This is a genomic window from Nonomuraea bangladeshensis (genome assembly GCF_039529455.1).
GTDB classification, from domain to species: Bacteria; Actinomycetota; Actinomycetes; order Streptosporangiales; family Streptosporangiaceae; genus Nonomuraea; species Nonomuraea bangladeshensis.
The window spans coordinates 77,210-99,314 of record NZ_BAAAMV010000014.1 but is presented as its reverse complement, the minus strand read 5'-3'; the positions used below and the strand labels follow the sequence as shown (position 1 = coordinate 99,314).

Here is a 22,105-nt window from a genome sequence, read left to right as displayed (position 1 = left end):
GCCGCCGTTACGAGGCACGTGACAGCGCTGCCCCGGCACGACCTGCGTTTCCGGAAGCCGTCGCCGGGCGGGGTCTCATGAACGGTCAGTCCCTTCCGAGGGTGAGGCCCGCGGCGACGATGTCGACGAGCAGGTCGACGATCCGGGCCTGGAGTACAGGATCGCCGAGCCGCTCGGCGTACATCGGGACCAGCAGCACGCACTGCAGCACGCCGGTGATCACCAAGGGGTCGGCGGGGATCAGGTCGTCCTGATGGGTGGCGAGGTAGTCGGTGAGAGCGGTCACGGGGTTGTCCGCCATGGCCGTGACACGGGCCGGGTCGAGCTTGCGGGCCACGGCCTGCATCTCTTCGGGATGGGTCATCAGGCGACGCCACAGAGGGTTGGCCGACAGTTCCTCCAAGGTGGCGTGCAGGAAGCGGCGCAGCCCGTCGCGCGGGCTGCCGGCGGCGAGCAGGGCGCCGTCGATGACCTTGCGTTTGACCTCCGCTGATTGCCGCACCATCAGCTCCAGGTACAGGTCCTCCTTGGAGTCGAAGAAGACGTAGAAGCTGCTCTTGGCCACTCCGGTGGGGGCCATCAGCTCTTCCAGGGATGTCTTGCGTAGCCCCTGGGCCGTGAACAGCCGCCCGCCGGTCTCCAGCAGTTGCTCGGTAATCCGGGCCTTCTCCTCGGCGGTGAACGCGGGCGGCATCAGCACCATCCTTCTCGCTCTTTGTGAACGTTTCGTCCATATGGTTTCAGCTGGAGCCGCGCAGGGCCAGCCGCAAGCCCCGCCACCGGGCGACGAGGACGATGATCACCGTCATCCCGATTGCACCCAGCCCCAGCGGCAGCACGGTCGCCAGCCCGTCACCGCCGGAGTTGGCGATCGTCCACGCAATCTTGAGCGCCAAGCCGCCGTCGATGACCACCAGCCCCCATCCGACCGAGCGGAGCCAGAACGCCGCGCACAACCCGCCGATCAGCGCCGGGATCAACGGCAGCGTCATCCAAGTGATCCACGTCGGATCAGCGAACAACTCCTTCTCCATCTCCAGCACACCTGCGATCTTGGGGTCTATCTGACCAGGGGCGGGAGCGGGGAACCAGAAGAAGCTCGACAGCATCGCCACGATCGTCGCGCTCAGCCAGAGCGGGCGCCTGGTCCAGCAGAAGTAGGCGATCGGCAGGAAGAACAGCGGCCGGATGTACCAGCTGATCGGGTTCAGGTGCCGCGGCCAAGCCCAGGCCAGGAAGTCGCCGAACACGTCCATGAAGGTCTCCTCGGGTATCGGGAAGGGCTGTCCGCCCCCGCTTTTCATCTATAAAACCAGATTGGATATTTGTTTTCAAGGCCGGGATGCCGCCATCGCTGCCGCTGGTGGCCCTCCGGTGCGCGTCGCCATCGGCGCTGTTAAGGTAAGCGCCGGTGCGCCGGGAAGTCTGGTCGGCAACGAGTTCGACGACGACCGGAGACACTCCCCATGATCATCTGCTCTCGGGCCGCGTGATGGGCGCCCTGCTGACCGCGTTCGCGGCCCTGCTGCTGCTGGCGGTGCTGCTGTCCAGCCTCGCCCACCGCACCGTCCTGTCCACCGCGGCGCTGTTCCTGGTGGCCGGGTTCGTGCTCGGCGATGGGATGCTCGGCATCGTCTCGCTCAAACCCGGCGACGACCTGGTCGCCACCCTGGCCGAGCTGGCGCTGTTCGCCGTTCTGTTCACCGACGGCATGCGCGTGGGCTGGACGGAGCTGCGCAGCGCGTGGCGGTTGCCTGGGCGGGCGCTCGGCTGGGGGCTGCCGCTCACCCTGGCGATCACCGCCGTCGGCGCGCACTATCTGCTCGGTCTCGGCTGGATCGAGTCGCTGCTGATCGGCGCGATCCTGGCGCCCACCGACCCGGTCTTCGCCGCCGCCCTGGTCGGCAACGAGAAGGTGCCGCCCCGGCTGCGGCAGCTGCTCAACGTGGAGTCCGGCGTCAACGACGGGCTCGCGCTGCCGTTCGTCATCCTGTTCCTGGCGATCGCCTCCGGATCCGACGACCTGCACCTCGGTGAGCTGGGGCTGGAGCTCGGCCTCGGCGTCCTCATCGGCGTGGCGATCCCGTGGGCGGCGATCAAGCTGGAGCAGACCCGCTGGTTCTCCGCCTCCACCGCCTACGAGCCGCTGAACGCCCTGGCCATCGGCCTGCTCGTCCTGGCGGTGGGCAAGGCCACGCACGGCAACCTGTTCCTGGCCGCGTTCTCGGCCGGGATCACGGTGGCGACGTTCGGGCAGCGGCAGCGCGAGTCGTTCGAACACTTCGGGGAGCTGATCGCCGAGATCTTCAAGCTGGCGGCGCTGCTGGTGTTCGGGGCGCTGATCACGCCGTCCCTGCTGGGCTCGGTGGGCTGGCAGGGGTGGCTGTTCGCGGTCCTGGCGCTGGTGGTGGCGCGTCCGGTCGCCATCTGGCTGTCGTTCCTGCGCTCCGGGCTGACCGTGCGCGAGCAGGCGGCGGTGGCCTGGTTCGGGCCGAAGGGGTTCGCGTCCGTGGTGTACGGGCTGCTCGTCCTCGCCTCGGGGATCGCCGCGGCGCAGCAGGTGTTCCAGATCGTCGCCGTGACCATCGTGGCCTCGATCCTGCTGCACTCCTCGACCGACATCGTGGTGGCCCGCGGCTTCGACGACGAGCACGACGTCCCGGCCTGGTTCGGACGGCTGCGCAGACGCGAACAGCGGACATGAGACGCCCGTACGGAGTTCTCGGCCGCTTCCGGCATCCGGCCCAGGTGATCGTCACCGGGTTCGCCGCCGCGGCCCTGATCGGCACCGCCCTGCTCGCCTCGCCGATCGCCACCGAGTCAGGCGAGCCGGCGGGCTGGCTGACCGCCCTGTTCACCGCCACATCCGCGGTGTGCGTGACCGGTCTGGTGGTCGTGGACACCGCGACCCACTGGTCGGCGTTCGGCGAGTGGGTGATCGCCGGGCTGATCCAGGCCGGCGGGCTGGGCATCATGACCTTGGCGACGCTGTTCACCATCGTCGTGACAGGACGGCTCGGTCTACGCGCCAGGATCTTCGCCCAGGCCGAGACCAAGACCTTGAGCATGACCGAGGTCCGCCACGTGGTGCGCAAGGTGGTCGTCTTCAGCCTGGTCTGCGAGGCCGTCGCGGCGCTGGTCCTGTCCGGCCGCTTCCTGCTCGGCTACGGCGAGCCGTTCGGCCGCGCCTTGTACTTGGGCGTCTTCCACGCGATCTCGGCGTTCAACAACGCGGGATTCGCGCTGTGGTCCGACAGCCTGATGCGCTACGTCACCGACCCGTGGATCTGCCTGACCGTCGCGATCGCCGTGATCGTGGGCGGGCTCGGCTTCCCGGTGGCTTTCGAGCTGCTGCGCGCCTGGCGCAGGCCCGGACGGTGGTCGGTGCTGACCCGGGTCACCGTCGGGGTCACCGTGGTCATGCTGGTCGGCGGCACGGTGGTGTTCCTGGCCACCGAATGGCGCAACCCGAGGACACTGGGCGCGCTCGATGATCCCGGCAAGCTGCTGGCCGCCTTCTTCACCGCCGTCATGCCGCGCACGGCGGGCTTCAACAGCCTCGACCTCGCCGACATGTACCCCACCAGCTGGCTCGCCACCGACCTGCTGATGTTCATCGGCGGCGGCAGCGCCGGCACCGCAGGCGGCATCAAGGTCACCACGTTCGGCCTGCTGGCGTTCGTCATCTGGGCGGAGATGCGCGGCGAGCGGGAGGTGCACATCGGCCATCGCCGGCTCGCGGAGGCGGCACAGCGTCAGGCGGTCTCGATCAGCCTCGTCAGCGTGGCGCTGGTCGCGGTGTCGACGTACGCGCTGCTCGCGTTGACGCCGCACAGTCTGGATCGGGTGCTGTTCGAGGTCGTCTCGGCCTTCGGCACCGTCGGCCTGTCGACCGGCATCACCGCGGACGTCACACCCGCCGGGCAGGTGCTGCTGACACTGCTCATGTTTATTGGTAGGACCGGTCCGCTCACCCTGGGCTCCGCTCTCGCGCTGAAGGACCGTGTCCGCCACTACCAGCTGCCTGAGGAGAGGGTCATCGTTGGCTGACAAGAACAGCGATCCGGTCGTGGTGATCGGTCTGGGACGGTTCGGCAGCGCGCTGGCCCTCGAACTGACCCGGCGCGGTATCGAGGTGCTGGCCATCGACAACCGTCCCAAGCGTGTGCAGAGCCTGGCAGGGGAGATCACCCACATCGCCACCGCGGACACCACCGACATGGGGTTCTGTGCCAGCTCGGCGTACCCGACTCCTACCGTGCCGTCGTGGCGATCGGTGGCGACATCGAAGCGAGCATCCTGACCGCGTCACTGCTCGTGGAGCTGGAGATCGAGCACATCTGGGCCAAGGCGGTCAGCAGGCAGCACGGACGGATCCTGCATCGGATCGGCGTTCCACAACGTCGTGTTCCGCGAGCATGATATGGGCGAGCGGGTCGCCCACCTGGTCAGCGGCCGGATGCTCGACTACATGCAGGTGGACGAGAATTTCGCGCTGGTCAAGACGCATCCTCCGAAGGAATACGTGGGCATCCCGCTCGGCCGTTCCGGCCTGCGCCGCAAGCACGGCGTCACGATCGTCGCCGTCAAGCGGCCTGGAGAGGAGTTCACGTACGCCACCGCGGAGACCGAACTGTGCTATGGCGACGTCGTCATCGTCTCCGGCCCCACCGACCAGGTCGAACGTTTCGCTGAACTGCCCTAGACGCCGGACCCGCTACGGCTTTGCGGCGTGAACGAACCGCTCGATATCCATGATCGGCAGGTCCCGGCCCGCCGGCTCCAGGTAGCGGGCCCGGTACTCGGCCGTGCCCACCTGCTCATGCTCCGCCCAGCCGTAACGTTCGAGCAGGGGGCCCACCTCGTCCGGCGCCAGGCCGAACCGCCACACCCGCCGCTTCGCCACGAACTCCTCGTGCAACGCCGCCGCCCCATACCCACCGTGGGCGAGGAAGTCGACCAGCACGTACGTGAACAGCAACCGGCTCCCCGGAGCGGCCCGGGACAGGAACGTCAAGGTGGCGTGCACGGCCTCCTCCGTCAGGTACTGGGTGACCGCCTCCCACACGAACATCGCAGGCCGATCCGCCTGGAACCCGTGCCCGGCCAGCACCTTGGCCAGGTCGGCGCTTTCGAAGTCGACGGCGATCAGTTGGACCCGCTCCGGCGCGCCGCCGGGCATCGCCCGCAGCCGCCGCGCCTTCGCGGCGATGTTCGCCGGCAGGTCCAGCTCGTAGGCGTGCCCGCCCGGCGGCGTCAGCCGGCACGCCCGGGTGTCCAGCCCCGCCCCGAGCACCACGAGCTGTTCGATCTCGCCATGGAAGGCTTCGGCGACCTTCTCGTCGGCGTACCGCTTGCGGCACAGCACGCCACCCCACACGCCCGGCGCGCGCTTGGCCGTCGCGGCGATCATCCGCTCGCGCACGGCCTTCCACCGGCACGCCTGGACGGTCGCCCGCGCGGCCGGCGGCAGGAACCTGGCCGCGAGGCCGTCCTCGACCAGGCGACGGCCGGGTGGCTCGTACTGCTCGGCGGCGGCGATCACCATGGGGCCGAGCGCGGTCTGCGCCGCCGCGGGCCTTCGTGCCATGCCTCATCCCTCCACTCGGTCGCCCCGCCCGGGCTGGGACGACGGCGGGGGCGGCGCGTCGTCGAACACCTTGGCCATCCACTCGAACATGGCGTGCGCCTGCCGCACCCGCTCCGCGCCGCCCTCCTGCCCGCCGGCCAGCGCCAGCCCGTCCCGCGTGATGTCCAGGAACGCGGCGATCGAGGCGATCTGCCGCTGCACGACAACCGCCCAGGCGTCCTCGGCCATCCGGTAGTAGATCGTCCGCTCGCCCGGCCTGGTCCGCCAGGACAGGAACCCCATGCTGGTCAGCAGCCGCAGGTTCGAGGTCAAGGAGGCGCGGCTGGCGCCGATGGCGTCACTGATCTGCCCCGCCGACTGCTCGGGTGGGTCGCAGATCATCAGCCAGCCCAGCACCCGCCCGGCGATCGGCGGTACCCCGTCGCGCGCCAGGTACATGGCGATGCGCTCGGCCCACTCCAGCCGCTGTTCCCGCTCGTTCGTCACCGGTCACCTCCGCTTGCAGTCATTTCAGTATGAGCTAAAATGCCTGTATTGATCAAGGATGTGCCTTCCCAGGTGAAGGCGCGCTACTGGAGAGCCGGGAAGTCTGGTCGGCCCGCGACGTCCCCCGTCGCGGAGAAGCAGGAGGGTATCCCCGATGGCCGACCGTCCCCGTACGATGCTGCTCGGCAGCGGCGTCCTCGCCGGCGTCTTGCTGCCGGCCCTGTTGTGGGCCGATGGCGCGTCCCGCCCCGGCTACAGCCTGTGGCACCACGGCGCCAGCCAACTCGGCACCGGCGAGCGCGCCTGGCTGCAGACCGTCAACTTCGTCCTCGCCGGACTGCTCCTGCTGGCCTTCTCAGCCGGGCTGCGCCAGAGCCTACACGGCGGCCGCGGCGCCACCTGGGGGCCACTCCTGCTGGTGATCACCGCCGCCGGACTCATCGTGGCCGGGCTGGTGCCCACCGATCCCGCCCTGGGCTATCCGCCAGGGCAGCCGGCGGGCGTCACGACCAGCGGCCTGGTTCACCAGGTGGCCGGCTTCGCGCTGTTCACCGGTTTGAGCGCCGCCGCTTTCGTACTGGCCCGACGGTTGCGCAAGGAAGGCCAGGGATGGGCGCTCTACTCGCGCCTGTCCGGCGGCCTGATCATCGGCTTCGCGTTCGCCGCCGGCATCGCCTACCGCCTCGACACCCTCGGCGTCTGGCAACCAGCTCCCGCCGGCCTGCTCGAACACCTCTCCCTGCTGACCGGCTTCTCCTGGGTCATCGCCGTAGCCGTTTACCTGCTGCGCAGACCCACCTCCCAGATCTGAGCAGGTTCGACACCCTCGGTGCCCCCTCCGCCGACGTACCCAGGTCAATCCGTGTGCTGCGCTGGGTTGCTGTCAGCGAGCACGCGGTAAACGCTGGCCACGGACGGATGCCTGCCCTTGTTCTTGCCTGCAGGGATGACCAGCTTGCGAGCGATGTCAGGCACAGCCACGCCACGCTCGCGCAGCGAGCGGGCGTAGGCGACCATGTCGTCGTCGAACACCTTCGGCCGGCCGCCGTGCCGGCCACGCTCGCGGGCCGATGCCTGCCCCTCCAGGGACTTCTCGCGCACGTACTCTCGCTCGGACTCGGCCATGCCGGCGAAGAAGGCAAACAACGCCGCCCCGTGCCCGGAAGGGTTGTAGATGCCCTGTAGCGGACCAGTGAGCAGTTCCAACTCGATGTCGTGGTGGCGCAGGTCCTCGGCGATGGTGAGCAACTCGGCGGCGCCCCGGCCCAGCCGCTTCATCTCGTGCACTGTAAAGATCACTCGCTGGTGCGGAACGGCCTGCTTGATGGTGCGGGCGTACTCCAACGCCTTGGCGAACTCCGGCCGCACCTTTATGCGTGTGCTGATCTTCTCGGCAAAGATCGGTTCACAGCCGACCGTCTTCAGGGCATCGAGCTGGCTGTCCAACTCTTGCTGCGCGGTGCTGCAGCGGGCATAGCCGACCCGGGTCGGCTTGACAGTGGCCGCCGCCATAGCCTTCACCGCCGGACCAGCCCGCCAAGCGCGTCCAGGCCCCCGGCCTGCGGGAGTACGCACCTCCAGCTCGGCGCGCAGCTGAGGTACCAGCATGAAGCGAGGAGTGTGGTACTTGGCCCACCGCTCGGGTCGGTGCGATGAGCCGCAAAGTAGCGCTCCGTGAGCGTGGGAACGCGAGCGGCGGGGCCGTTCCCGGCCGCCCTGGCGGCGGACGTTCTGGCGGGTTTCGGCTCGAACAGGGCGGGATAAGTCGGGCTCGATAACGATCAGCAGCACGTTTTCCCAGGTGGTGGTGCTCGATATCGGCGCTTATGTCAACCGCCCCCATCCGGGGGGCCGACGGCTGACCCCCGCCCCACCGTCCGGAGCCCCACCGTCCGCGAGCTGACCGCCGCCGTCCCCCGCCGCCACCACGCGCAGCCTCTGCCACCCGTCCGCCGCCGCCTCCACCCGCCAGCACGGCGGCCACACCCGCCGCACGTCCTCGGCCGGCGGCGCCACCCGCACCCCAGCCAGCGACGCCGTCTCCAGCCCTGACGCCCTGCCGAACCCGGCGCCGCCGGCGAAGGCCGCCCCGTCGAACCAGGCAGTGCTGGTGAAGGTCGCCTCGTCGAACCGGGCGTCGCGGGTGAAGGTCGCTTCGTCGAACCGGGCGCTGCGGGTGAAGGTCGCCTCGCTGAACCAGGCGTCGCCGGACAAGGTCGCCTTGCTGAACACGGCGTCGCTGGAGAAGGTCGCCTCGTCGAACCGGGCGACGCCAGAAAAGGTCGCCTCGTCGAACCGGGCGACGCCAGAAAGGGCCGCCCCGCCGAACCAGGCATCGCCGGAGAAGGACGCCCCGTCGAACCGGGCGTCGCCAGTGAAGGTCGCCTCGCTGAACCAGGCATCGCCGGACAAGGTCGCCTTGCTGAACACGGCGTCACCGGTGAAGGTCGCCTCGCTGAACCAGGCATCGCCGGAGAAGGACGCCCCGTCGAACCGGGCGTCGCCAGTGAAGGTCGCCTCGCTGAACCAGGCATCGCCGGACAAGGTCGCCTCGCTGAACCAGGCATCGCCGGAGAAGGTCGCCCCGTCGAATCGGGCGGTGCCGGTGAAGGTCGCCCCGCTGAACGCGGCCGGACCCAGGCAGCAGGTGCTGAGATCGAAGTCGAGGAGGACCGCGCCGGTGAGATCGAGCCGGATGTCCGGCCAGTGGCGCGGATTGCGGTCAAGGCGGCGGGGGGCCGGGGAGGCGCCGTAGCGGAGATGGGCGGTCAGGATGCGCTGAGCCGTCAGGCGGACCTGGCGTTCCTCCTGCGGATCGCGGCCGCTGCCAGCGGTCGAGCGGGTCGGCTCGCGGTGGCGGGCGGCGCGCTGCGCGGTGCGGACCTTCTCCCCGAGGTCCTCACGCGACAGCGCATACGGCATTCTCAGGTAGGCGCAGATCACGTCCACGATGGTCTGTCGCAGTTCCGGAGTGTCTTGGGCCAGGCGCTCCAGCGCATACAGCCCGCCCAGCCGGACCGGAGCCTGGGCGTTGCCGAGCTGCTCGACTGCCTTGGTGTAGAGCTCGGTCACCCGGCGCTCGGCGGCGTCGTGCGTGGTGTGCGCGGTGGCCAGCTCCTGGTGCCGCTGGCGGCGCATGGCCAGCAGCAGCGTCACCGCGGCGCCGACCCCGGCACCGGCCGCCAACGCGGTCCGCACCGCCTCGATCCGGGCGGCGACCTGCTCGGGGGCCGGGACGGTGTGCAGGTCCTGCAGCAGCCAGGCGCTGACGCCCCAGACCGCCGCGCCGACCAGCAATGCCGCGGGCAGCGCCCACCACCACATCGAGCGCGGCGGCCGCAGGTGGGGTGGACGAGACAGCGGCCGGGGAGAACGTCGGAAAAGACCCACGTACGCGATTCCGCTTCTGGCGGCAGACCGTTACGAGACGAGGCTCAACTCAGCATCGGACCCTCTCTGACCTGAGGTAACGGCACTACTTTGGGGCTCATCGCACGGACCCGAGTGGAGGGCCTGCAGGCGCCTCACACATCGGGCAGTCGAACTGTTCGACAGCGGCGGCCGGGTCAACGAGCTCGGTCATGTTGCAAAACCTACCGTGAGACCTGTTTTGCGAGAGAGGTTTTGCAAGAGGTTTTGAGAACGAAGATCGGGCACAAACCGGTCACCGATAAAGGAATGGCCGACTCTCTCAGAACTGGTCATTTCTGAGAACACGAACAGTAGCGGCAACTACGCAGAGTTACTTTGGGCCTGGTGGCGCGAACCCGAGCGGTGGGCCGTATTGGGACAGCGGCACCGCCCACCTGCTGCCCCGTCTGCTCCGGCTCCCGGACGGCAGCACGCGCACGCGCGGCCCGCTGTTCCTGTCCGAACGCCGCCCCGTCCCCGCCCGCCGCCCGGCCGCCAGCGACATCTGCCCACACACCGGCCGCGCCCGCCTGGGCTACGACCGCGCCCGCGTCCTGCTGGAGAAGTACGCCGGCCTCGACCTGCACCAGCTCCGTCACTCCGCCGCCACCCACCTCGGCGAGGCCGAGGTCCCGCTGCAGCTCATCATGGGCAAGACCCGGCACAAGAACCCCCGCACCGCCATGCGCTACGTCAAACCCGGACCTGAGGCCATCGCCAAGGTCACCGAGGTCCTGGCACCCCGCCGCCGCACCCACTGATCATGACCGGCGGCTGGCTGGGGCTGTAGGAGGTCCGGGCCATCACGTCACGGATCACTAACAGGCGAAGAAGCCGCAGGTCGCTACCGCTAATTCCTGCACTCAGCCTCCTCGAAGGCCGACGGCATGCGCTCCACGGTGCGCAGGCTCGCCTTCGGCCCCGAGGAATACCTGCACCCGCTCAACTACATGATCGGCGCCACCGTGCTGGACGGCCCGGTCGACGGCTTCGCCCTGCACGAGGGCCTGGTCCTGGCCGAACCGGGCCGTTCGGTGTGGGCCTTCCCTTTTGCCGACCACGCCCCGAGCCTGCTGTTCTCCTACCGCACGAGCGACATCGACGCCGAATTCAGCCGCCCGCCGATCGAGTCCATCCGCGCCGCCTACGGCCCCGAACCCACCGGCCCGCTGCTGGAAGGGCTGCTCACACGTTACGAGCAGGCACCTGACGCGCTGTTCGACTCGGTGCAACAGGTCAAGATGCCGCGCTGGCACCGCGGCCGGGTCGTCCTGATCGGCGACTCGGCCTGGTGCGTCACTCTGTACGCGGGCATGGGCGCCTCCAGCGGCATGGCCGGCGGCGAACTGCTGGGCACCATGCTGCAACGCCATCCCGATGACGTACCCGGCGCGCTACGGGCCTGGGAGGCACGGATGCGGCCGTTCATCCACCTGCAGCAGGAAAGCGCCCTGCCCGGACGCCGCATCTTCACCCCGCACGACCGTAAAGAGCTTCTCCTGCGGGCGGGAATGATGCGCCTGATGCGGATGCCGGGCGTCGGCAAGGCCATGGGCAGGAGAATGCTCAACAATAAGGACATGCAGGCCAAGAACATCGACGTCGCCGCTCCCTGACCAGAGCCGAACAACCTGACGGAGCACAACCCGACAGCACGACCGTGGAGGAGCACAGTGAGTCAGCTGGTCGAACATCATTCGCCCAAAGCCGCCCGCATCCTGGACAGCGCGCGCGAACTGGTGACCGACCACGGCGTGCACAAGGTCACCGTCAGCGAGATCGCCGCGGCAGCCGGGGTCGGCAAGGGCACCGTCTACCTCTACTGGCCCACCAAGGAAGACCTCATCCTCGGATTGTTCGCCCGCGAACTGCTGGCCTTCCTGGACGAGATCGTCGCCCGCATCACCGCCGACCCCGCCGCCGTCCTGCCACGCCACCTGGCCCCGCTTTTGATCCGCACCGGGCTGCGATCTCCGCTGGCACGCCGCCTCGCCACCAAGGACGCCCAGCTGCTGCGACTGCTCACCGAACAGGTCAGCGACCGCGACCTGTTCGACCGCACTCGGCCCAGCGCCCTGTGCGAGGCGGTCATGCCGATCCTGCGCCGACACCGACTGCTCCGCCAGGACCGCCCGCTGGCCGATCAGTCCTACGCCATGCACGCCATGCTCACCGGCTTCGGCATCGCCATGTCCAGCCCGGACTCCGCACCGCCCAGCACCGGTGACCCCGCCGACGTCCTCGCCGGCACCGTGGCCCTCGTCCTCGAACCCACGGTCGCACCCACCGAGCGGGCGATCGCCGCGGCCGCCGCCGACGCCGCCGCTGTCTTCCGCCGGACCAGAGACGACATCCTGGACATCATCGCCCGCAGCCAGACCCTCCAGCAGTGATCCGCCACTACATGCGGACCCGGCCGGTCAGCGGCCGGTCAGCGCGGCGCCCAGCAGGCGGATGGTCTCGGCCTCGCCGGGGTCGAGGGCGTCGCCGGAGGGCGCGTACTCGGTGATGGCGGCCCCGACGAGGTCGTCCACCTGGGAGACGAGGTCGGCCAGCCGCCGCGGCCGTACGCCGCCCGGCTCCGGGTAGCAGGTCGCGGCGAAGGCGGCGGGCTCCAGGACGTCGAGGTCGAGGTGCACGTACACCGGGCCGCGCAGCCCGTCGAGCGCGCGCTCCAGGTCGTCCACGCCGTACCTGCGCAGCCCCGTCCTCGCGAGATAGTCGTGCTCGGACGGGTCACCGGCCCGCTCCCCGGCGATGATCACCTGCTGCGGGGTCAGGGGCTGCTCCAGCGCGAGGCCGGCCGGCCCGTCCCCGAGCAGCGCGCGCACCACCATGCCGTGGAAGGCTCCCGACGGGAGGGTCCGCGGGCTGTAGACGTCCGGGTGCGCGTCGATCCACAGCACCGTCAGCGCCTCCCCGTAGCGGACGCGGGCGGCCGCGATCGGCGCGAGGTCGACGGCGCAGTCGCCGCCGACGGTGATCACCCGGTCGTCGATGCCGGCCAGCGCCTCCCGCGTCAAGCGCTGGTTCTCCACGAGCACGTCGTAGGCGCGGACGCCGGCGGCCTTGTCACCGCCGGCCTCCACCACCGGCACGGTCACCACCGCGTCGGCGGGAACGAGCCCGGCGGCGCGGCGGGCGCCGGCCATCAGCCGCGGCGCCCTGTCCGACGCCGATCCTTGCCATTGCGGTACGCAGAGCACGGTCGTCATGGGCCGAGACTACGCAGGAGCACCGTCAGGAGCACCGTCAGCGCTTGGGCGCCGGGGGGAGCTGGAGCGCGGACTTCTCGGGGTCGAGCTTGGTGGTCACCGTACGCGCGGCCGGGGCCTTGATCGAGAACTTGGCGCCCCATCCGGTGTACCGCATCTCCATCGCGGTCCTGCTCAGGCCGACCTTCTTGCTCTCCAGCCGCGTGGTCAGCTTGACCGGAAGACCCGAGGCGCCGACGGCGAGCGTCCAGTTCACCTTCACGCCGGAGTCCAGCTTCCACCACAGGGTGGCGCGCGACCAGTCCGACGCCTTCAGCAGGTCCTTGATGCTCATGGACCCCTTGTACGTCGACCCGCTCCGCTTGGAGTGCGCCAGCAGCACCCGCAGCGTGCTCGGGTCGGCCGCGTTGACGAAGCCGCCGAAGAGCGCGGTCACGCCGCTCGTCCAGCCCGGCGACTGCTTGAACCACGTCTTGCCCTCCGGCAGGGCCGCGCTCATCGGGCCGCCGCTGACGTAGGACGTCCGGCCGATGCGGATCGTGCGCTCCGGCTTGCCCATGGCGGTGATCGCGGCGCTCGGCTCCTCGCCGCCGCCGAAGTCGTCGGCCGGCTTCTCGTCGCCGCCGAGGGCGAGCTTGCCGGTGATGTCGGAGGCCGTGATGCCCTTCTTGCCGAACCGCAGGCGGCCGGTCTGGGTGAGGGGCGCGGACTCGCCGTGCGTGCGGAACGAGAACGACACGCCCGTACCGGCCGCGAGCTGCGCCCGCAGCGCCGCGAGCGGGTCCTTGGGTGCGGCTGTGGCGGGCGTGGCCGTCAGGAGGAGGGTGGCGCCGGCGGCGCCGCACATGATCGCTTTCTTCACGACGGGCGATCATCCTGGACGCAGATCACGGATCGGAAACGCCCGGGTGCCGGGGCCTCCGGCAGGATTTTTGCAACGACGACGCCGGCCGGTGCGTCCCTGGAAGGTGGAGTTCGAGGAGTTCGTCCGCGCGAGGAGCCATGCGTTGCTGCGCTACGGCCTGGTGCTGACCGGCAGCCCCGACGACGCGGCCGACCTGGTCCAGGAGGCGCTGCTCAGGCTGAGCTCCTCGTGGTGGCGGGTACGCGGCAAGGACGACCCCGAGGGCTACGTACGGACGATCATGGCCCGGCAGCATGTGAGCTGGTGGCGCAGGCGGCGGCGGGAGCATCTCACGGCCGAGGTTCCCTCGCCGGTGCACGAGGACGAGCACGAGCTCGGCGAGATCTGGCAGCGCCTGCGGGCGTTGCCGGCCAGGCAGCGCGCGGTGCTGGTGCTGCGCTACTACGAGGATCTGGCCGACGAGGAGATCGCGGCGAGGCTCGGCGTCTCGCGGGCGACGGTCCGCAGCCAGGCGTCGCGCGCGCTGGCCACGCTCCGCGTCCGCGCGGACGCGCTCACGGGGAGGTGGGGATGACGACCGAGGAGAAGCTGGCCGAGGCGTTGCGCATCATCGCCGACCGGGCCGAGGACCGGGACGTGCTGCCCGGTGTGCTGGCCGGGCGGCGGCGGCGCGCTCAGCGCCGGACCCGGGGGGCGCTCGCGGCGGTCTGCGCGGCGGCCCTGGTCTGGGTGGTGACGGCCGTCTGGCCCGTGCCGCGGGTGGACACGGCGGGGCCGGGGCCGGGGCGGAACGCGGTCGAGCGGGTGTGGCCGCAGGCGGTGTTCACCCTTCCCGCGCGTTCCCGGCCGGTGGCGGCGATCAGCGCCACGGAGGTGCTGGTCCGGGGCGAGCGGGGGACGTTCGAGGTCTACGACGCCGCCTCCAGGAGTTCGCGGACCGTCGCCGCCTTCGGGCGGGCGCCGCGGCTGGTGGCCGTCGACCGTGAGCGGGTGGCCTGGCTCGCCGACGGGCAGGCCTGGGTCGCCTCCTTGCGCGCCGGTGGAGGGGCGAGGAAGGTCGGGCCGGTGCCCGGCGGGAACGTCGATCGTCTGGCGCTCGCCGGGCGTGACCTCGTCTGGTCCGCGCCGCTGGACGGGGTCTGGCGGATGAGGATCGACGGCGGAGTCCCCGAACGGGTACCCGGCGCCAAGGGGCTGCAGCTCGTGGAGTGGCCGTGGGCGACGGATGAGCCTCTCGACGTGCGTGCGAATCCGGCCAGGGTCGTCGATCTGCGGACGGGAGCCACCGTCAAGGTCCGCCCCGCGCCGGGCGTCGAGGGCCTGCGCTGCGGACCGACCTGGTGCACCGGGACCCGCGGGAACCGCACCGTGGTGCAGCGCAGCGACGGCAGCCGGAGCGAGGTGCGTCGGGGGCTGCGCGGCTACCCGTACCGGGATCGGTTCTTCACCGGTTCGGGCGAGATCTACGACGCCCGCACCCGGACGACCGTGACGTTCGAGGGCACGCCGCTGCCGTCGGGCGGCAGGAAGTGGTCGGCGGGTGACGGCGTCGTCTTCTGGGCGCAGGACGGCGGCGTACGCGTGGTGAACCTGGCCGCCGTCCCTCAGCCGTAGGCCGCCTAGCGGCCGATCTTGTCCAGCTCGGCGAGGTCGTCGTCGGTGAGCGCGAGTGCGGCGCCGGTGACGTTCTCGCGCAGGTGGGCGACGGACGACGTGCCGGGGATGAGCAGGATGTTGGGCGAGCGGTGCAGCAGCCAGGCCAGGGCGACCGACATCGGCGTGGCGTCCAGCCGGGCGGCCACGGCCGTGAGCGCCGAGGACTGCAGGGGGCTGAAGCCGCCGAGCGGGAAGAAGGGCACGTAGGCGATGCCCTGACCGGCGAGCTCGTCGATCAGCTCGTCGTCCTGGCGGTGGGCGAGGTTGTACATGTTCTGCACGCACACGATCGGCGCGATCGAGCGTGCCTCGGCGACCTGGTCGGCGGTCGCGTTGCTGACGCCGAGGTGCCGGATCAGGCCCTGCCGCTGGAGCTCGACGAGCGTCTCGAACGGCTCGGCGATCGAGCCGGGCTGCGGGCCCCGGGCGTCGCCGAGCCGGAGGTTGACCACGTCCAGCGTGTCGAGGCCGAGGTTGTCCAGGTTGTGGCGGACGGCCAGGCGCAGGTCCTCGGGCCTGCGGGCGGGCGGCCAGCCGCCCTGCTCGTCCCGGGTCGCGCCGACCTTGGTCACGATGTGCAGGGTGCCGGGGTAGGGGTGCAGCGCCTCGCGGATCAGCTCGTTGGTGACGCGCGGCCCGTAGGCGTCGGCGGTGTCGATGTGGGTGATGCCGAGGTCGACGGCCTCGCGCAGGACGGCGAGTGCGCCGTCGCGGTCGGCGGGCGGGCCCATCACCCCGGGGCCGGCGAGCTGCATGGCTCCGTAGCCGAACCGGGTGACGGTCAGGTCGCCCAGCGTCCAGGTGCCGCCGGGAAGCGAAGGGGAGAACGTGCTCATGTTTCTGCTTTCTCGGGTCGTGCGGGATGGTGCCTGACGGCTCCTTGCTTCATTGTGGTGAGGTAACTTCCTGCCAGGAAGTACGCACTTCGGAGTGCGTAGGGCACCCACGGGTTGGAGGAGCGGCCGATGGCGACGATGACGGCGGCCCAGCAGAGGGCGCAGGCCAAGATGCAGTACGACGCTTTCGTCGCGGCGTGTCCCAGCCGCAAGCTGCTGGACCGGATCTCCAACAAATGGGTCACCCTGATCCTGGCCGCGCTCGGCAGCGGCGCCTCGCCCGAGCCGGAGGCGGGCTGCGTGGGCGAGCCCCGGTCGATGCGTTACTCGGAGCTGTCCCGCCTGCTGGCCGGCGTCAGCCAGAAGATGCTCACCCAGACGCTGCGCTCCCTGGAACGCGACGGTCTGATCACCCGCAGCGTCAAGCCGACCGTGCCGGTCACGGTCACGTACGAGCTGACCGACCTGGGTCTCTCCCTGCACCAGATGATGCGCGGCCTCAAGTCCTGGGCCGAGACGCACATGGACGAGGTGCTCGCCCACCGCGAGACCTACGACGAACGGGACGCCGGCTGACGGTCCGGGCGCGGGCCGGCGGTCAGCGCCTCGCGTTGCGCGGGGGTCAGGCGGTCGGGTCTCGGGGCGACGACGTACGTTCCGCGCCCGGCCTGCTGCACCGCGAGCGGGTCGGCGAGGTCCGGGCGGCGGCCGAGCGTGTCCAGGGCGGCCGCCGCCCGCCGCGCGGGCCAGCCCAGCGCGCCGGCCAGGTCGTCCGCGGTGAGCGGCCGGGCGGCGTGCACGAGGGCGGCCACCACGGTGAGCGCGTCGCCGGCGGCGGCGTCGGCGAGCGTGCCGCCGTACATCTGCTCGCCGATCCAGGCGAAGAAGCGCGCCATCCGCTCCAGCCGTCCGGCGGCGGGCGTGCCGGGGCCGAAGATCTCGATGCCGCGTCGCGCGGCCGCCGCGACCTCGGCGTGCGCCCCGGTGTCGGTCACGAGGGCCCGGAGCCAGACGTCGTCGTCGACGACGTACCGTTCGCGGCGGCCGGTGTCCTTGGCGCGCCTGACCAGCCCGGTCGTCTCCAGGTAGCCGACGGCTTTGGACACCGACGCCGGGCTGACCCGTAACCGGCGTACGAGCTCGGCGGAGGTCAGGCTCCCGGAGGCGGCGGTGAGCAGGCAGACGAACACGCGGGCGGGCATCCGGGGGAAACCGGTCCCGACCAGCAGCGTCGCGAACCGCTCGACGAAGCCGCGCACGGGCTCGGACGGCCACCCGCCGCTCGGCTCGGCGGCCTGGGCCGGTCCGCGGCGGCGGGCGCGCTGCCCGGCGCTGTGCTGAGCGCGGTCGGCCAGGTAGCCGCCGGGCGCGCTGTTGCGGGCCACCTCGCGGCTGATCGTGGAGGTGGGCCGGCCCAGCCGCCTGGCGATCTCGGCGTAGCCCAGCCCTTCGGCCAGCCAGCCCGCGATCTGCCGGCGGTCCTCGTGGGTCAGCCTTCCTCCGGGCATCGGCCCGCCTTCCTGTCGGTGCGTTCACCAACAGTACATTGCAACGGCGGTCGCCATGAATTGCATTCATCGACATTTCCATTGCAACGATCCACGCCAGAACCCGTCATTTCGTTGACGCCTGCATAAACGCAACTTAGCCTTTTCCCGCCCGGAAAGAATTCGAGAGGACTGAGGCGACACTCATGACGGAAATGTTGGACGTGGCCCGGATGCGGGCCCGCGTGTCCGAACTGCTGGCGGAGCACCGCATCCCGGGCGCCACCATCGGAATCCTGCGCGACGGGCAGATCACCGACTTCGCGGCCGGGGTCAAGGACGTCTCCACAGGCGAGCCCGCGACGACCGGCACCGTCTACCAGTGCGGCTCGGTGTCCAAGACCTGGACCGCCCTCGCCTTCATGCGACTCGTCGACGAGGGGAAGGTCGCCCTGGACGAGCCGGTGCGGACCTACCTGCCCGGGTTCCGGGTCGCCGACCCCGACGTCAGCGCCCGGGTCACCGCCCGCCACCTGCTCAACCACACCAGCGGCATCGAGGAGAGCTACGGCGATCCTGGCGAGGACGACGACGTGTACGAGCGCATGGTGGCGAACATCGCCGGCGCCCGCCAGGTCCACCCCCTGGGGCACACCCACGGCTACAGCGCGGCCCTGGGCTACGCGATCCTCGCCCGCGTCATGGAGGTGGCCGACGGCCGGCGGTGGGACGACATCATGCGGGACCGCCTGTTCAGCCCGCTGGGGCTGACCTCGACGAGCACCCGCCGCGAGCACGTGGACGAGCGGCTGGCCGCGACCGGGCACCTGGTCCGGTCCCTCGAAGAAGGGCCGATCCTGTCGCCGCTGGGTCACCTGCCGCGCGCCTTCGGCCCCGGCGGCAACGTCAACACGACCGCCCGCGACCTGCTCACGCTGGCGTACGTCTTCCTCAACGAGGGGACGGCCCCGGACGGCGCCAGGATCGTCTCGCCCGGCATCATCCGCGAGATGACGCACTCGCGGGTCCCAGTGCCCGACCCGTACATGTTCGGGCCGGAATGGGCGCTCGGTCTCGTCGTGTGCGACTGGCACGGGCAGACCGTCTACGCGCACGACGGCAGCGCGATCAGCCAGAGCGCCCGGCTGCGGATCCTGCCGGAGCCGGGCATCGCCGTGGCGATGCTGACGAACGCCGGTCCGCGCGACGGCTTCTACCGCCAGGTGTTCAACGAGATCCTGGCCGGCCTCGGCGCCGTCACGATCCCCGACCTGCCGGAGCCCGACCCGGCCCTCGTCCTCGACCTCTCCAGGTACGAAGGCGTCTACGAACGCCCCGGCACCCGCTTCGAGGTGGCGGCCGAAGGCGGCAAGCTCCACCTCAGATCCACGCTCGACCCGATGGAGGCGCGGTTCCTCGGCAGGCCGGAACAGCTCGATCACGAGCTGCTCCCGATCAGCGAGACCCATTTCCTGATGCCGCCGGCCCATCCGGCCGAGGAAACCCAGACCGTCGCCATCTACGATTTCGACGACGGCGCCGCGCGCTATCTCCACCTCAATTGCCGGGTCAATCCGCGGGTCGACGAGGAGGGCGCCACGGTGCACGTCATGGCCGTCTCCCTGATTTCCGACCCCGACGGTTTCTGGGATTCGCTGAAGCAGGCGTACGGCCGGCTCCCCGGGGGCGCCCGGTGGACGATGGCGGTGGCGAGCGCCGACGGGACCAGGGCGGTGAACGTCATCGTCCACGGCTCGCTCGACGGCGTCAGGAGCTTCTTCGAGGATCAGGTCGGCGCGTTCGCCACGACGGACTACTTCGAGGCCGACGCGGCCAACGCGGTCGGCTTCCCGGCGGCGTAGCGGCGCCGCAGCAGCCACAGCCCGGCCACGCCGCAGGCCACCGAGAACCGCGACAGCCAGGGCGCCGAGCGCGCGGTCGCGACGGCCGAGCACGACCATCGCCGCGTTCTGCGCCACGAAGCCGGCGGTCAGTGCCGCGGCTGCCACTTCCCACGTCGTGCGGGTCCAACCGTGCCCCTCCACTGATCGCCGACTACACTGCGTGACGGTGATCACATTCCCGGACACGCCCGCGACCGCCGCCGCGCTGGCCGTGGCGACGCGCTACTGCTCGCCCGCGCTGCTCAACCACTGCATCCGTTCGTACGTGTGGGGCGCGATGTACGCCGCCGCGCACGCGATCGCGTTCGACGACGAGCTGTACTGCGTCGCGGCGCTGCTGCACGACGCCGGCCTGACGGAGCCCTTCGACAGCCACCGGCTGCCGTTCGAGGAGGCCGGCGGAGAGCTGGCGTGGGTGTTCGGCGTGGCCGCGGGCTGGCCGCCGGAGCGGGCGGACCGGGCCCGCGAGATCATCGTGCTGCACATGCGCGACGACGTGCCGGCCGCCGCCGACCCCGAGGCGCATGTGCTGCAGGTCGCGACGAGCTGGGAGGTCGTGGGCCGGCACGCCGCGGAGTTCCCCGCCCCGGCCCGGGCGGAGGTCCTGGCCCGCTATCCGCGCCTGGGCTTCGGCGCGGAGTTCCTCGGTTGTTTCGAGGACCAGGCCGGCCGCAAGCCGGGCAGCGCGGCCGCCGCGTCGGTGCGCAGGGACGTCGCCGGCCGGATCGCCGCCAATCCGCTGGAGACGCACCCGGCCTGAGAAGGCTCAGGCGGTGTCGCCGCCGTCGGCGAGCAGGGTGCTGCCGGTCATGAACGCCGCCAGGTCCGAGGCGCAGAACAGGGCGACGCGCGCGATGTCGTCCGGGGTGCCGATCCGGCCGATGGGGCTGTTCAGCATGAGGTCGGTCGGCGGGATCTCGTCGAGGTTCACGCCCGCCTCGGCGGCCATCGCCAGGTTGCCCTCCGTGGGGACGAAACTGGGCGCCACCCCCAGCACGCGGATGCCGAGCGGGGCCAGTTCGAGTGCCAGCTCGCGGGTGAGGCCGCGGACGGCGTGCTTGGACCCGACGTACGCCGCCAGGCCGGGCGCGCTGCCCCGGAAGCCCGCGGTGGAGACGATGTTGACGATGACGCCGCCCCTGCCGGGGTGCCCCGCCGACATGCGCCGCGCGGCCTCGCGGGCGCCGACGAACACGCCGCGGGCGTTCACGGCGAACACCTGGTCCCACGTCTCCTCGGTCATCTCCAGCAGGGGCACGGCGGGGAAGATGCCGGCGTTGTTCACCCAGATCTCCAGGCCGCCGAGCTCGGCCACGGCGCGGTCGGCCGCGGCGGCCACGGCGGCGGCGTCGGTGACGTCCATGGCGGCGCCGATCGCGGGCACGCCGTGCCGCTCGGCCAGCTCCTTGGCGGCGGCCGTGGCCTGCTCCTCGTCGAGGTCGCCGATCAGCAGAGCGGCGCCGGCCTCGGCGAGGCGCGAGGCGATGGCCTTGCCCAGGCCGCGGGCGCCTCCGGTGACGACCGCGCGCCGTCCGCGCAGGGAGACGAGCTCGGCCAGGGACTTGCCGGACACATCGGCAGTGGACATGGAGGTTCTCCTCAGGTGGGACAGTTCGGAAAAAGGGGGTGCTCAGCTCGCGCCGGCGCCGGCGCGGTAGTGGGCGTTGACCAGCGGCCAGATGGCGGCGGCCATCGTGGCCGGGGGCCGGGGGCAGCGGTGTTCCAGCCAGTCCACCGCGACCCCGATGAGCGCGCCGGCGGTGAAGGAGGCCGTCACGTCGTGCGGGACGTGTTCGGGCCGGCCGGTGGCGTCGGCGTGCGTCAGGCGGTCGTGGATGACCTCGGCGACGCGGCCGCGGATGTGGCCGGCCACGCGGGCGCTGCCCTGTGGCCCCAGCAGCGCGCGGTACAGCCCCGCGTGCGCGGCCAGGCGGTCGAAGAACGCCGTCAGCGACTCGGTCGCCTCCCTTGCCAGGTCCGCCGAGTCGAGCGCCGGGCCGGGCAGGGAGTCGATCAGGTCGTCGATCATCGCGGTGCAGGCGTCCTCGGCCAGCTCGTGCACGTCGCGGTAGTGGTCGTAGAAGGCCGAGCGGCTCACTCCCGCGCTCCCGGCCACGTCGGAGACGCTGATCCGGGCCAGGTCCCGCTGCTCGGCCAGCTCGATCAGCGCCCGGGCCAGGGCCGATCGCGTACGGCGCACGCGCGGGTCACCGGGAGCGGTGGGGGTGTCTCTGGTGGCCACGGCACGCCGTCCTCACGAAAAAAAGCTACAGGTGCAAGTTTTCTTACACCTGTAGCTTAACCTGTCCCGCACCCGGTCAGATCCCGGCGGCGACCTTGAGGAGGATGACGCCGCCGATGATGGCGGCGAACGAGCCGAGCTTGGCGGGCGTGATCTTCTCCTTGTAGATGAGGGCGCCGAGGACGACGGTGCCGATGGAGCCGATGCCCGTCCAGATGGTGTAGCCGACGCCGACGTCCAGGGTCCTGAGCGCCAGGCTGAGGGTGAAGATGCCGCCGGCGGCCGACAGCAGCGTGAAGACCGACGGCCACAGGCGGGTGAAGCCCTGGGTGGCGTTGGTGCCGAGCGCGAAGCCGATCTCGAAGACGATCGCGATGGAGAGGTAGATCCAGGCCATGATGAGGTTCCTTTCG

Annotated in this window: 24 protein-coding genes and 1 pseudogene; 12 read left to right on the top strand and 13 right to left on the bottom strand. The window is 70.9% G+C overall.

Annotated elements, in window-relative coordinates:
• Window positions 1–85: 85 nt before the first annotated feature.
• Window positions 86–703 carry a TetR/AcrR family transcriptional regulator gene (locus ABD292_RS40745; RefSeq protein ID WP_344217248.1) on the bottom strand — a complete coding sequence of 206 codons (618 nt, stop codon included), beginning with the start codon at window positions 701–703 and terminating at the stop codon, window positions 86–88.
• 37 nt (window positions 704–740) lie between these two features.
• Entirely contained in the window at window positions 741–1,256 is a 516-nt protein-coding gene (locus ABD292_RS40740) for a hypothetical protein (protein ID WP_344217246.1), read from the bottom strand.
• Window positions 1,257–1,492: 236 nt separating this feature from the next.
• Between ABD292_RS40740 and ABD292_RS40735 the strand changes: the two genes are divergently transcribed.
• The 3 genes and pseudogenes from ABD292_RS40735 to ABD292_RS40725 all read left to right on the top strand — a co-directional run bounded on the left by ABD292_RS40735 (window position 1,493) and on the right by ABD292_RS40725 (window position 4,705).
• On the top strand, window positions 1,493–2,704 hold the full coding sequence (locus ABD292_RS40735) for a cation:proton antiporter (RefSeq protein ID WP_344217418.1): 1,212 nt from the start codon (window positions 1,493–1,495) through the stop codon (window positions 2,702–2,704).
• Window positions 2,701–4,050, top strand: a complete 1,350-nt coding sequence (locus ABD292_RS40730; RefSeq protein WP_344217244.1) for a TrkH family potassium uptake protein — start codon at window positions 2,701–2,703, stop codon at window positions 4,048–4,050. Before ABD292_RS40735 ends, ABD292_RS40730 begins: the two co-directional genes overlap by 4 nt.
• A pseudogene (locus ABD292_RS40725) lies at window positions 4,043–4,705 on the top strand (potassium channel family protein). Before ABD292_RS40730 ends, ABD292_RS40725 begins: the two are co-directional and overlap by 8 nt.
• Window positions 4,706–4,717: 12 nt before the next feature.
• On the opposite strand, the gene ABD292_RS40720 reads toward ABD292_RS40725, so the two are convergent.
• Window positions 4,718–5,590, bottom strand: a complete 873-nt coding sequence (locus ABD292_RS40720) for an SAM-dependent methyltransferase (protein ID WP_344217242.1) — start codon at window positions 5,588–5,590, stop codon at window positions 4,718–4,720.
• A 3-nt stretch (window positions 5,591–5,593) separates the two neighbouring features.
• Window positions 5,594–6,076: a GbsR/MarR family transcriptional regulator gene (locus ABD292_RS40715; protein WP_344217240.1), complete on the bottom strand. Its 483-nt coding sequence runs from the start codon at window positions 6,074–6,076 to the stop codon at window positions 5,594–5,596.
• A 154-nt stretch (window positions 6,077–6,230) separates the two neighbouring features.
• On the opposite strand from ABD292_RS40715, the gene ABD292_RS40710 reads away from it, so the two are divergent.
• A complete protein-coding gene (locus ABD292_RS40710; RefSeq protein ID WP_344217238.1) occupies window positions 6,231–6,887 on the top strand; it encodes a DUF998 domain-containing protein in 657 nt (218 codons plus the stop codon).
• A 44-nt stretch (window positions 6,888–6,931) separates the two neighbouring features.
• On the opposite strand, the gene ABD292_RS40705 is transcribed toward ABD292_RS40710, so the two are convergent.
• Window positions 6,932–7,588: a recombinase family protein gene (locus ABD292_RS40705; RefSeq protein ID WP_344217236.1), complete on the bottom strand. Its 657-nt coding sequence runs from the start codon at window positions 7,586–7,588 to the stop codon at window positions 6,932–6,934.
• A 312-nt stretch (window positions 7,589–7,900) separates the two neighbouring features.
• Window positions 7,901–9,466: a pentapeptide repeat-containing protein gene (locus ABD292_RS40700; protein ID WP_344217234.1), complete on the bottom strand. Its 1,566-nt coding sequence runs from the start codon at window positions 9,464–9,466 to the stop codon at window positions 7,901–7,903.
• A 317-nt stretch (window positions 9,467–9,783) separates the two neighbouring features.
• Here ABD292_RS40700 and ABD292_RS40695 point away from each other — a divergent pair, with 317 nt between their 5' ends.
• The 3 genes from ABD292_RS40695 (at window position 9,784) to ABD292_RS40685 (ending at window position 11,880) form a co-directional block, all read left to right on the top strand.
• Entirely contained in the window at window positions 9,784–10,248 is a 465-nt protein-coding gene (locus ABD292_RS40695; protein ID WP_344217416.1) for a tyrosine-type recombinase/integrase, read from the top strand.
• Between the two features lie 126 nt (window positions 10,249–10,374).
• Entirely contained in the window at window positions 10,375–11,103 is a 729-nt protein-coding gene (locus tag ABD292_RS40690; protein ID WP_344217232.1) for a Rossmann-fold NAD(P)-binding domain-containing protein, read from the top strand.
• A 57-nt stretch (window positions 11,104–11,160) separates the two neighbouring features.
• The gene (locus ABD292_RS40685) at window positions 11,161–11,880 is read left to right on the top strand and encodes a TetR/AcrR family transcriptional regulator (RefSeq protein ID WP_344217230.1); all 720 of its coding nucleotides are present in this window, start codon (window positions 11,161–11,163) and stop codon (window positions 11,878–11,880) included.
• Window positions 11,881–11,907: 27 nt separating this feature from the next.
• Here the strand turns inward: ABD292_RS40685 and ABD292_RS40680 are convergent, their stop codons facing one another.
• Window positions 11,908–12,702, bottom strand: coding sequence for an arginase family protein (locus ABD292_RS40680; protein ID WP_344217228.1), 795 nt, complete (start codon window positions 12,700–12,702; stop codon window positions 11,908–11,910).
• A 37-nt stretch (window positions 12,703–12,739) separates the two neighbouring features.
• On the bottom strand, window positions 12,740–13,564 hold the full coding sequence (locus ABD292_RS40675; RefSeq protein WP_344217226.1) for a hypothetical protein: 825 nt from the start codon (window positions 13,562–13,564) through the stop codon (window positions 12,740–12,742).
• Window positions 13,565–13,655: 91 nt separating this feature from the next.
• Here ABD292_RS40675 and ABD292_RS40670 point away from each other — a divergent pair, with 91 nt between their 5' ends.
• Together ABD292_RS40670 and ABD292_RS40665 are read left to right on the top strand one after the other, a co-directional pair.
• Window positions 13,656–14,141, top strand: a complete 486-nt coding sequence (locus ABD292_RS40670; protein WP_344217223.1) for a SigE family RNA polymerase sigma factor — start codon at window positions 13,656–13,658, stop codon at window positions 14,139–14,141.
• A complete protein-coding gene (locus ABD292_RS40665; protein ID WP_344217221.1) occupies window positions 14,138–15,181 on the top strand; it encodes a hypothetical protein in 1,044 nt (347 codons plus the stop codon). Before ABD292_RS40670 ends, ABD292_RS40665 begins: the two co-directional genes overlap by 4 nt.
• Before the next feature lie 5 nt (window positions 15,182–15,186).
• Here the strand turns inward: ABD292_RS40665 and ABD292_RS40660 are convergent, their stop codons facing one another.
• Entirely contained in the window at window positions 15,187–16,059 is an 873-nt protein-coding gene (locus tag ABD292_RS40660) for an aldo/keto reductase family oxidoreductase (RefSeq protein WP_344217219.1), read from the bottom strand.
• Window positions 16,060–16,188: 129 nt separating this feature from the next.
• Here ABD292_RS40660 and ABD292_RS40655 point away from each other — a divergent pair, with 129 nt between their 5' ends.
• The gene (locus ABD292_RS40655) at window positions 16,189–16,635 is read left to right on the top strand and encodes a winged helix-turn-helix transcriptional regulator (RefSeq protein ID WP_344217217.1); all 447 of its coding nucleotides are present in this window, start codon (window positions 16,189–16,191) and stop codon (window positions 16,633–16,635) included.
• Here the strand turns inward: ABD292_RS40655 and ABD292_RS40650 are convergent.
• A complete protein-coding gene (locus ABD292_RS40650; protein WP_344217215.1) occupies window positions 16,611–17,567 on the bottom strand; it encodes a GbsR/MarR family transcriptional regulator in 957 nt (318 codons plus the stop codon). The two genes, ABD292_RS40655 and ABD292_RS40650, sit on opposite strands and share 25 nt — an antisense overlap.
• 185 nt (window positions 17,568–17,752) lie before the next feature.
• On the opposite strand from ABD292_RS40650, the gene ABD292_RS40645 reads away from it, so the two are divergent.
• Window positions 17,753–19,408: a serine hydrolase gene (locus ABD292_RS40645; RefSeq protein ID WP_344217213.1), complete on the top strand. Its 1,656-nt coding sequence runs from the start codon at window positions 17,753–17,755 to the stop codon at window positions 19,406–19,408.
• A gap of 208 nt (window positions 19,409–19,616) precedes the next feature.
• Entirely contained in the window at window positions 19,617–20,210 is a 594-nt protein-coding gene (locus ABD292_RS40640; RefSeq protein ID WP_344217211.1) for an HD domain-containing protein, read from the top strand.
• A 6-nt stretch (window positions 20,211–20,216) separates the two neighbouring features.
• Here ABD292_RS40640 and ABD292_RS40635 read toward each other — a convergent pair whose 3' ends face one another.
• The 3 genes from ABD292_RS40635 to ABD292_RS40625 form a co-directional block, all read right to left on the bottom strand.
• Entirely contained in the window at window positions 20,217–21,038 is an 822-nt protein-coding gene (locus tag ABD292_RS40635) for an SDR family NAD(P)-dependent oxidoreductase (protein WP_344217210.1), read from the bottom strand.
• Window positions 21,039–21,080: 42 nt separating this feature from the next.
• Window positions 21,081–21,692, bottom strand: a complete 612-nt coding sequence (locus ABD292_RS40630) for a TetR/AcrR family transcriptional regulator (protein WP_344217208.1) — start codon at window positions 21,690–21,692, stop codon at window positions 21,081–21,083.
• Window positions 21,693–21,768: 76 nt separating this feature from the next.
• On the bottom strand, window positions 21,769–22,089 hold the full coding sequence (locus ABD292_RS40625; RefSeq protein WP_344217206.1) for a DMT family transporter: 321 nt from the start codon (window positions 22,087–22,089) through the stop codon (window positions 21,769–21,771).
• Window positions 22,090–22,105 lie beyond the last annotated feature (16 nt).

Excerpts from the sequence above, each read along its gene's own strand:
- ABD292_RS40635 (WP_344217210.1), bottom strand. The coding sequence starts at position 21,038 with ATGTCCACTGCCGATGTGTCCGGCAAGTCCCTGGCCGAGCTCGTCTCC.
- ABD292_RS40730 (WP_344217244.1), top strand. The coding sequence starts at position 2,701 with ATGAGACGCCCGTACGGAGTTCTCGGCCGCTTCCGGCATCCGGCCCAG.
- ABD292_RS40680 (WP_344217228.1), bottom strand. The coding sequence starts at position 12,702 with ATGACGACCGTGCTCTGCGTACCGCAATGGCAAGGATCGGCGTCGGAC.
- ABD292_RS40625 (WP_344217206.1), bottom strand. The coding sequence starts at position 22,089 with ATGGCCTGGATCTACCTCTCCATCGCGATCGTCTTCGAGATCGGCTTC.
- ABD292_RS40710 (WP_344217238.1), top strand. The coding sequence starts at position 6,231 with ATGGCCGACCGTCCCCGTACGATGCTGCTCGGCAGCGGCGTCCTCGCC.
- ABD292_RS40740 (WP_344217246.1), bottom strand. The coding sequence starts at position 1,256 with ATGGACGTGTTCGGCGACTTCCTGGCCTGGGCTTGGCCGCGGCACCTG.
- ABD292_RS40735 (WP_344217418.1), top strand. The coding sequence starts at position 1,493 with ATGGGCGCCCTGCTGACCGCGTTCGCGGCCCTGCTGCTGCTGGCGGTG.
- ABD292_RS40660 (WP_344217219.1), bottom strand. The coding sequence starts at position 16,059 with ATGAGCACGTTCTCCCCTTCGCTTCCCGGCGGCACCTGGACGCTGGGC.
- ABD292_RS40645 (WP_344217213.1), top strand. The coding sequence starts at position 17,753 with ATGACGGAAATGTTGGACGTGGCCCGGATGCGGGCCCGCGTGTCCGAA.
- ABD292_RS40655 (WP_344217217.1), top strand. The coding sequence starts at position 16,189 with ATGGCGACGATGACGGCGGCCCAGCAGAGGGCGCAGGCCAAGATGCAG.
- ABD292_RS40745 (WP_344217248.1), bottom strand. The coding sequence starts at position 703 with ATGGTGCTGATGCCGCCCGCGTTCACCGCCGAGGAGAAGGCCCGGATT.
- ABD292_RS40665 (WP_344217221.1), top strand. The coding sequence starts at position 14,138 with ATGACGACCGAGGAGAAGCTGGCCGAGGCGTTGCGCATCATCGCCGAC.
- ABD292_RS40690 (WP_344217232.1), top strand. The coding sequence starts at position 10,375 with ATGCGCTCCACGGTGCGCAGGCTCGCCTTCGGCCCCGAGGAATACCTG.
- ABD292_RS40720 (WP_344217242.1), bottom strand. The coding sequence starts at position 5,590 with ATGGCACGAAGGCCCGCGGCGGCGCAGACCGCGCTCGGCCCCATGGTG.
- ABD292_RS40705 (WP_344217236.1), bottom strand. The coding sequence starts at position 7,588 with ATGGCGGCGGCCACTGTCAAGCCGACCCGGGTCGGCTATGCCCGCTGC.
- ABD292_RS40650 (WP_344217215.1), bottom strand. The coding sequence starts at position 17,567 with ATGCCCGGAGGAAGGCTGACCCACGAGGACCGCCGGCAGATCGCGGGC.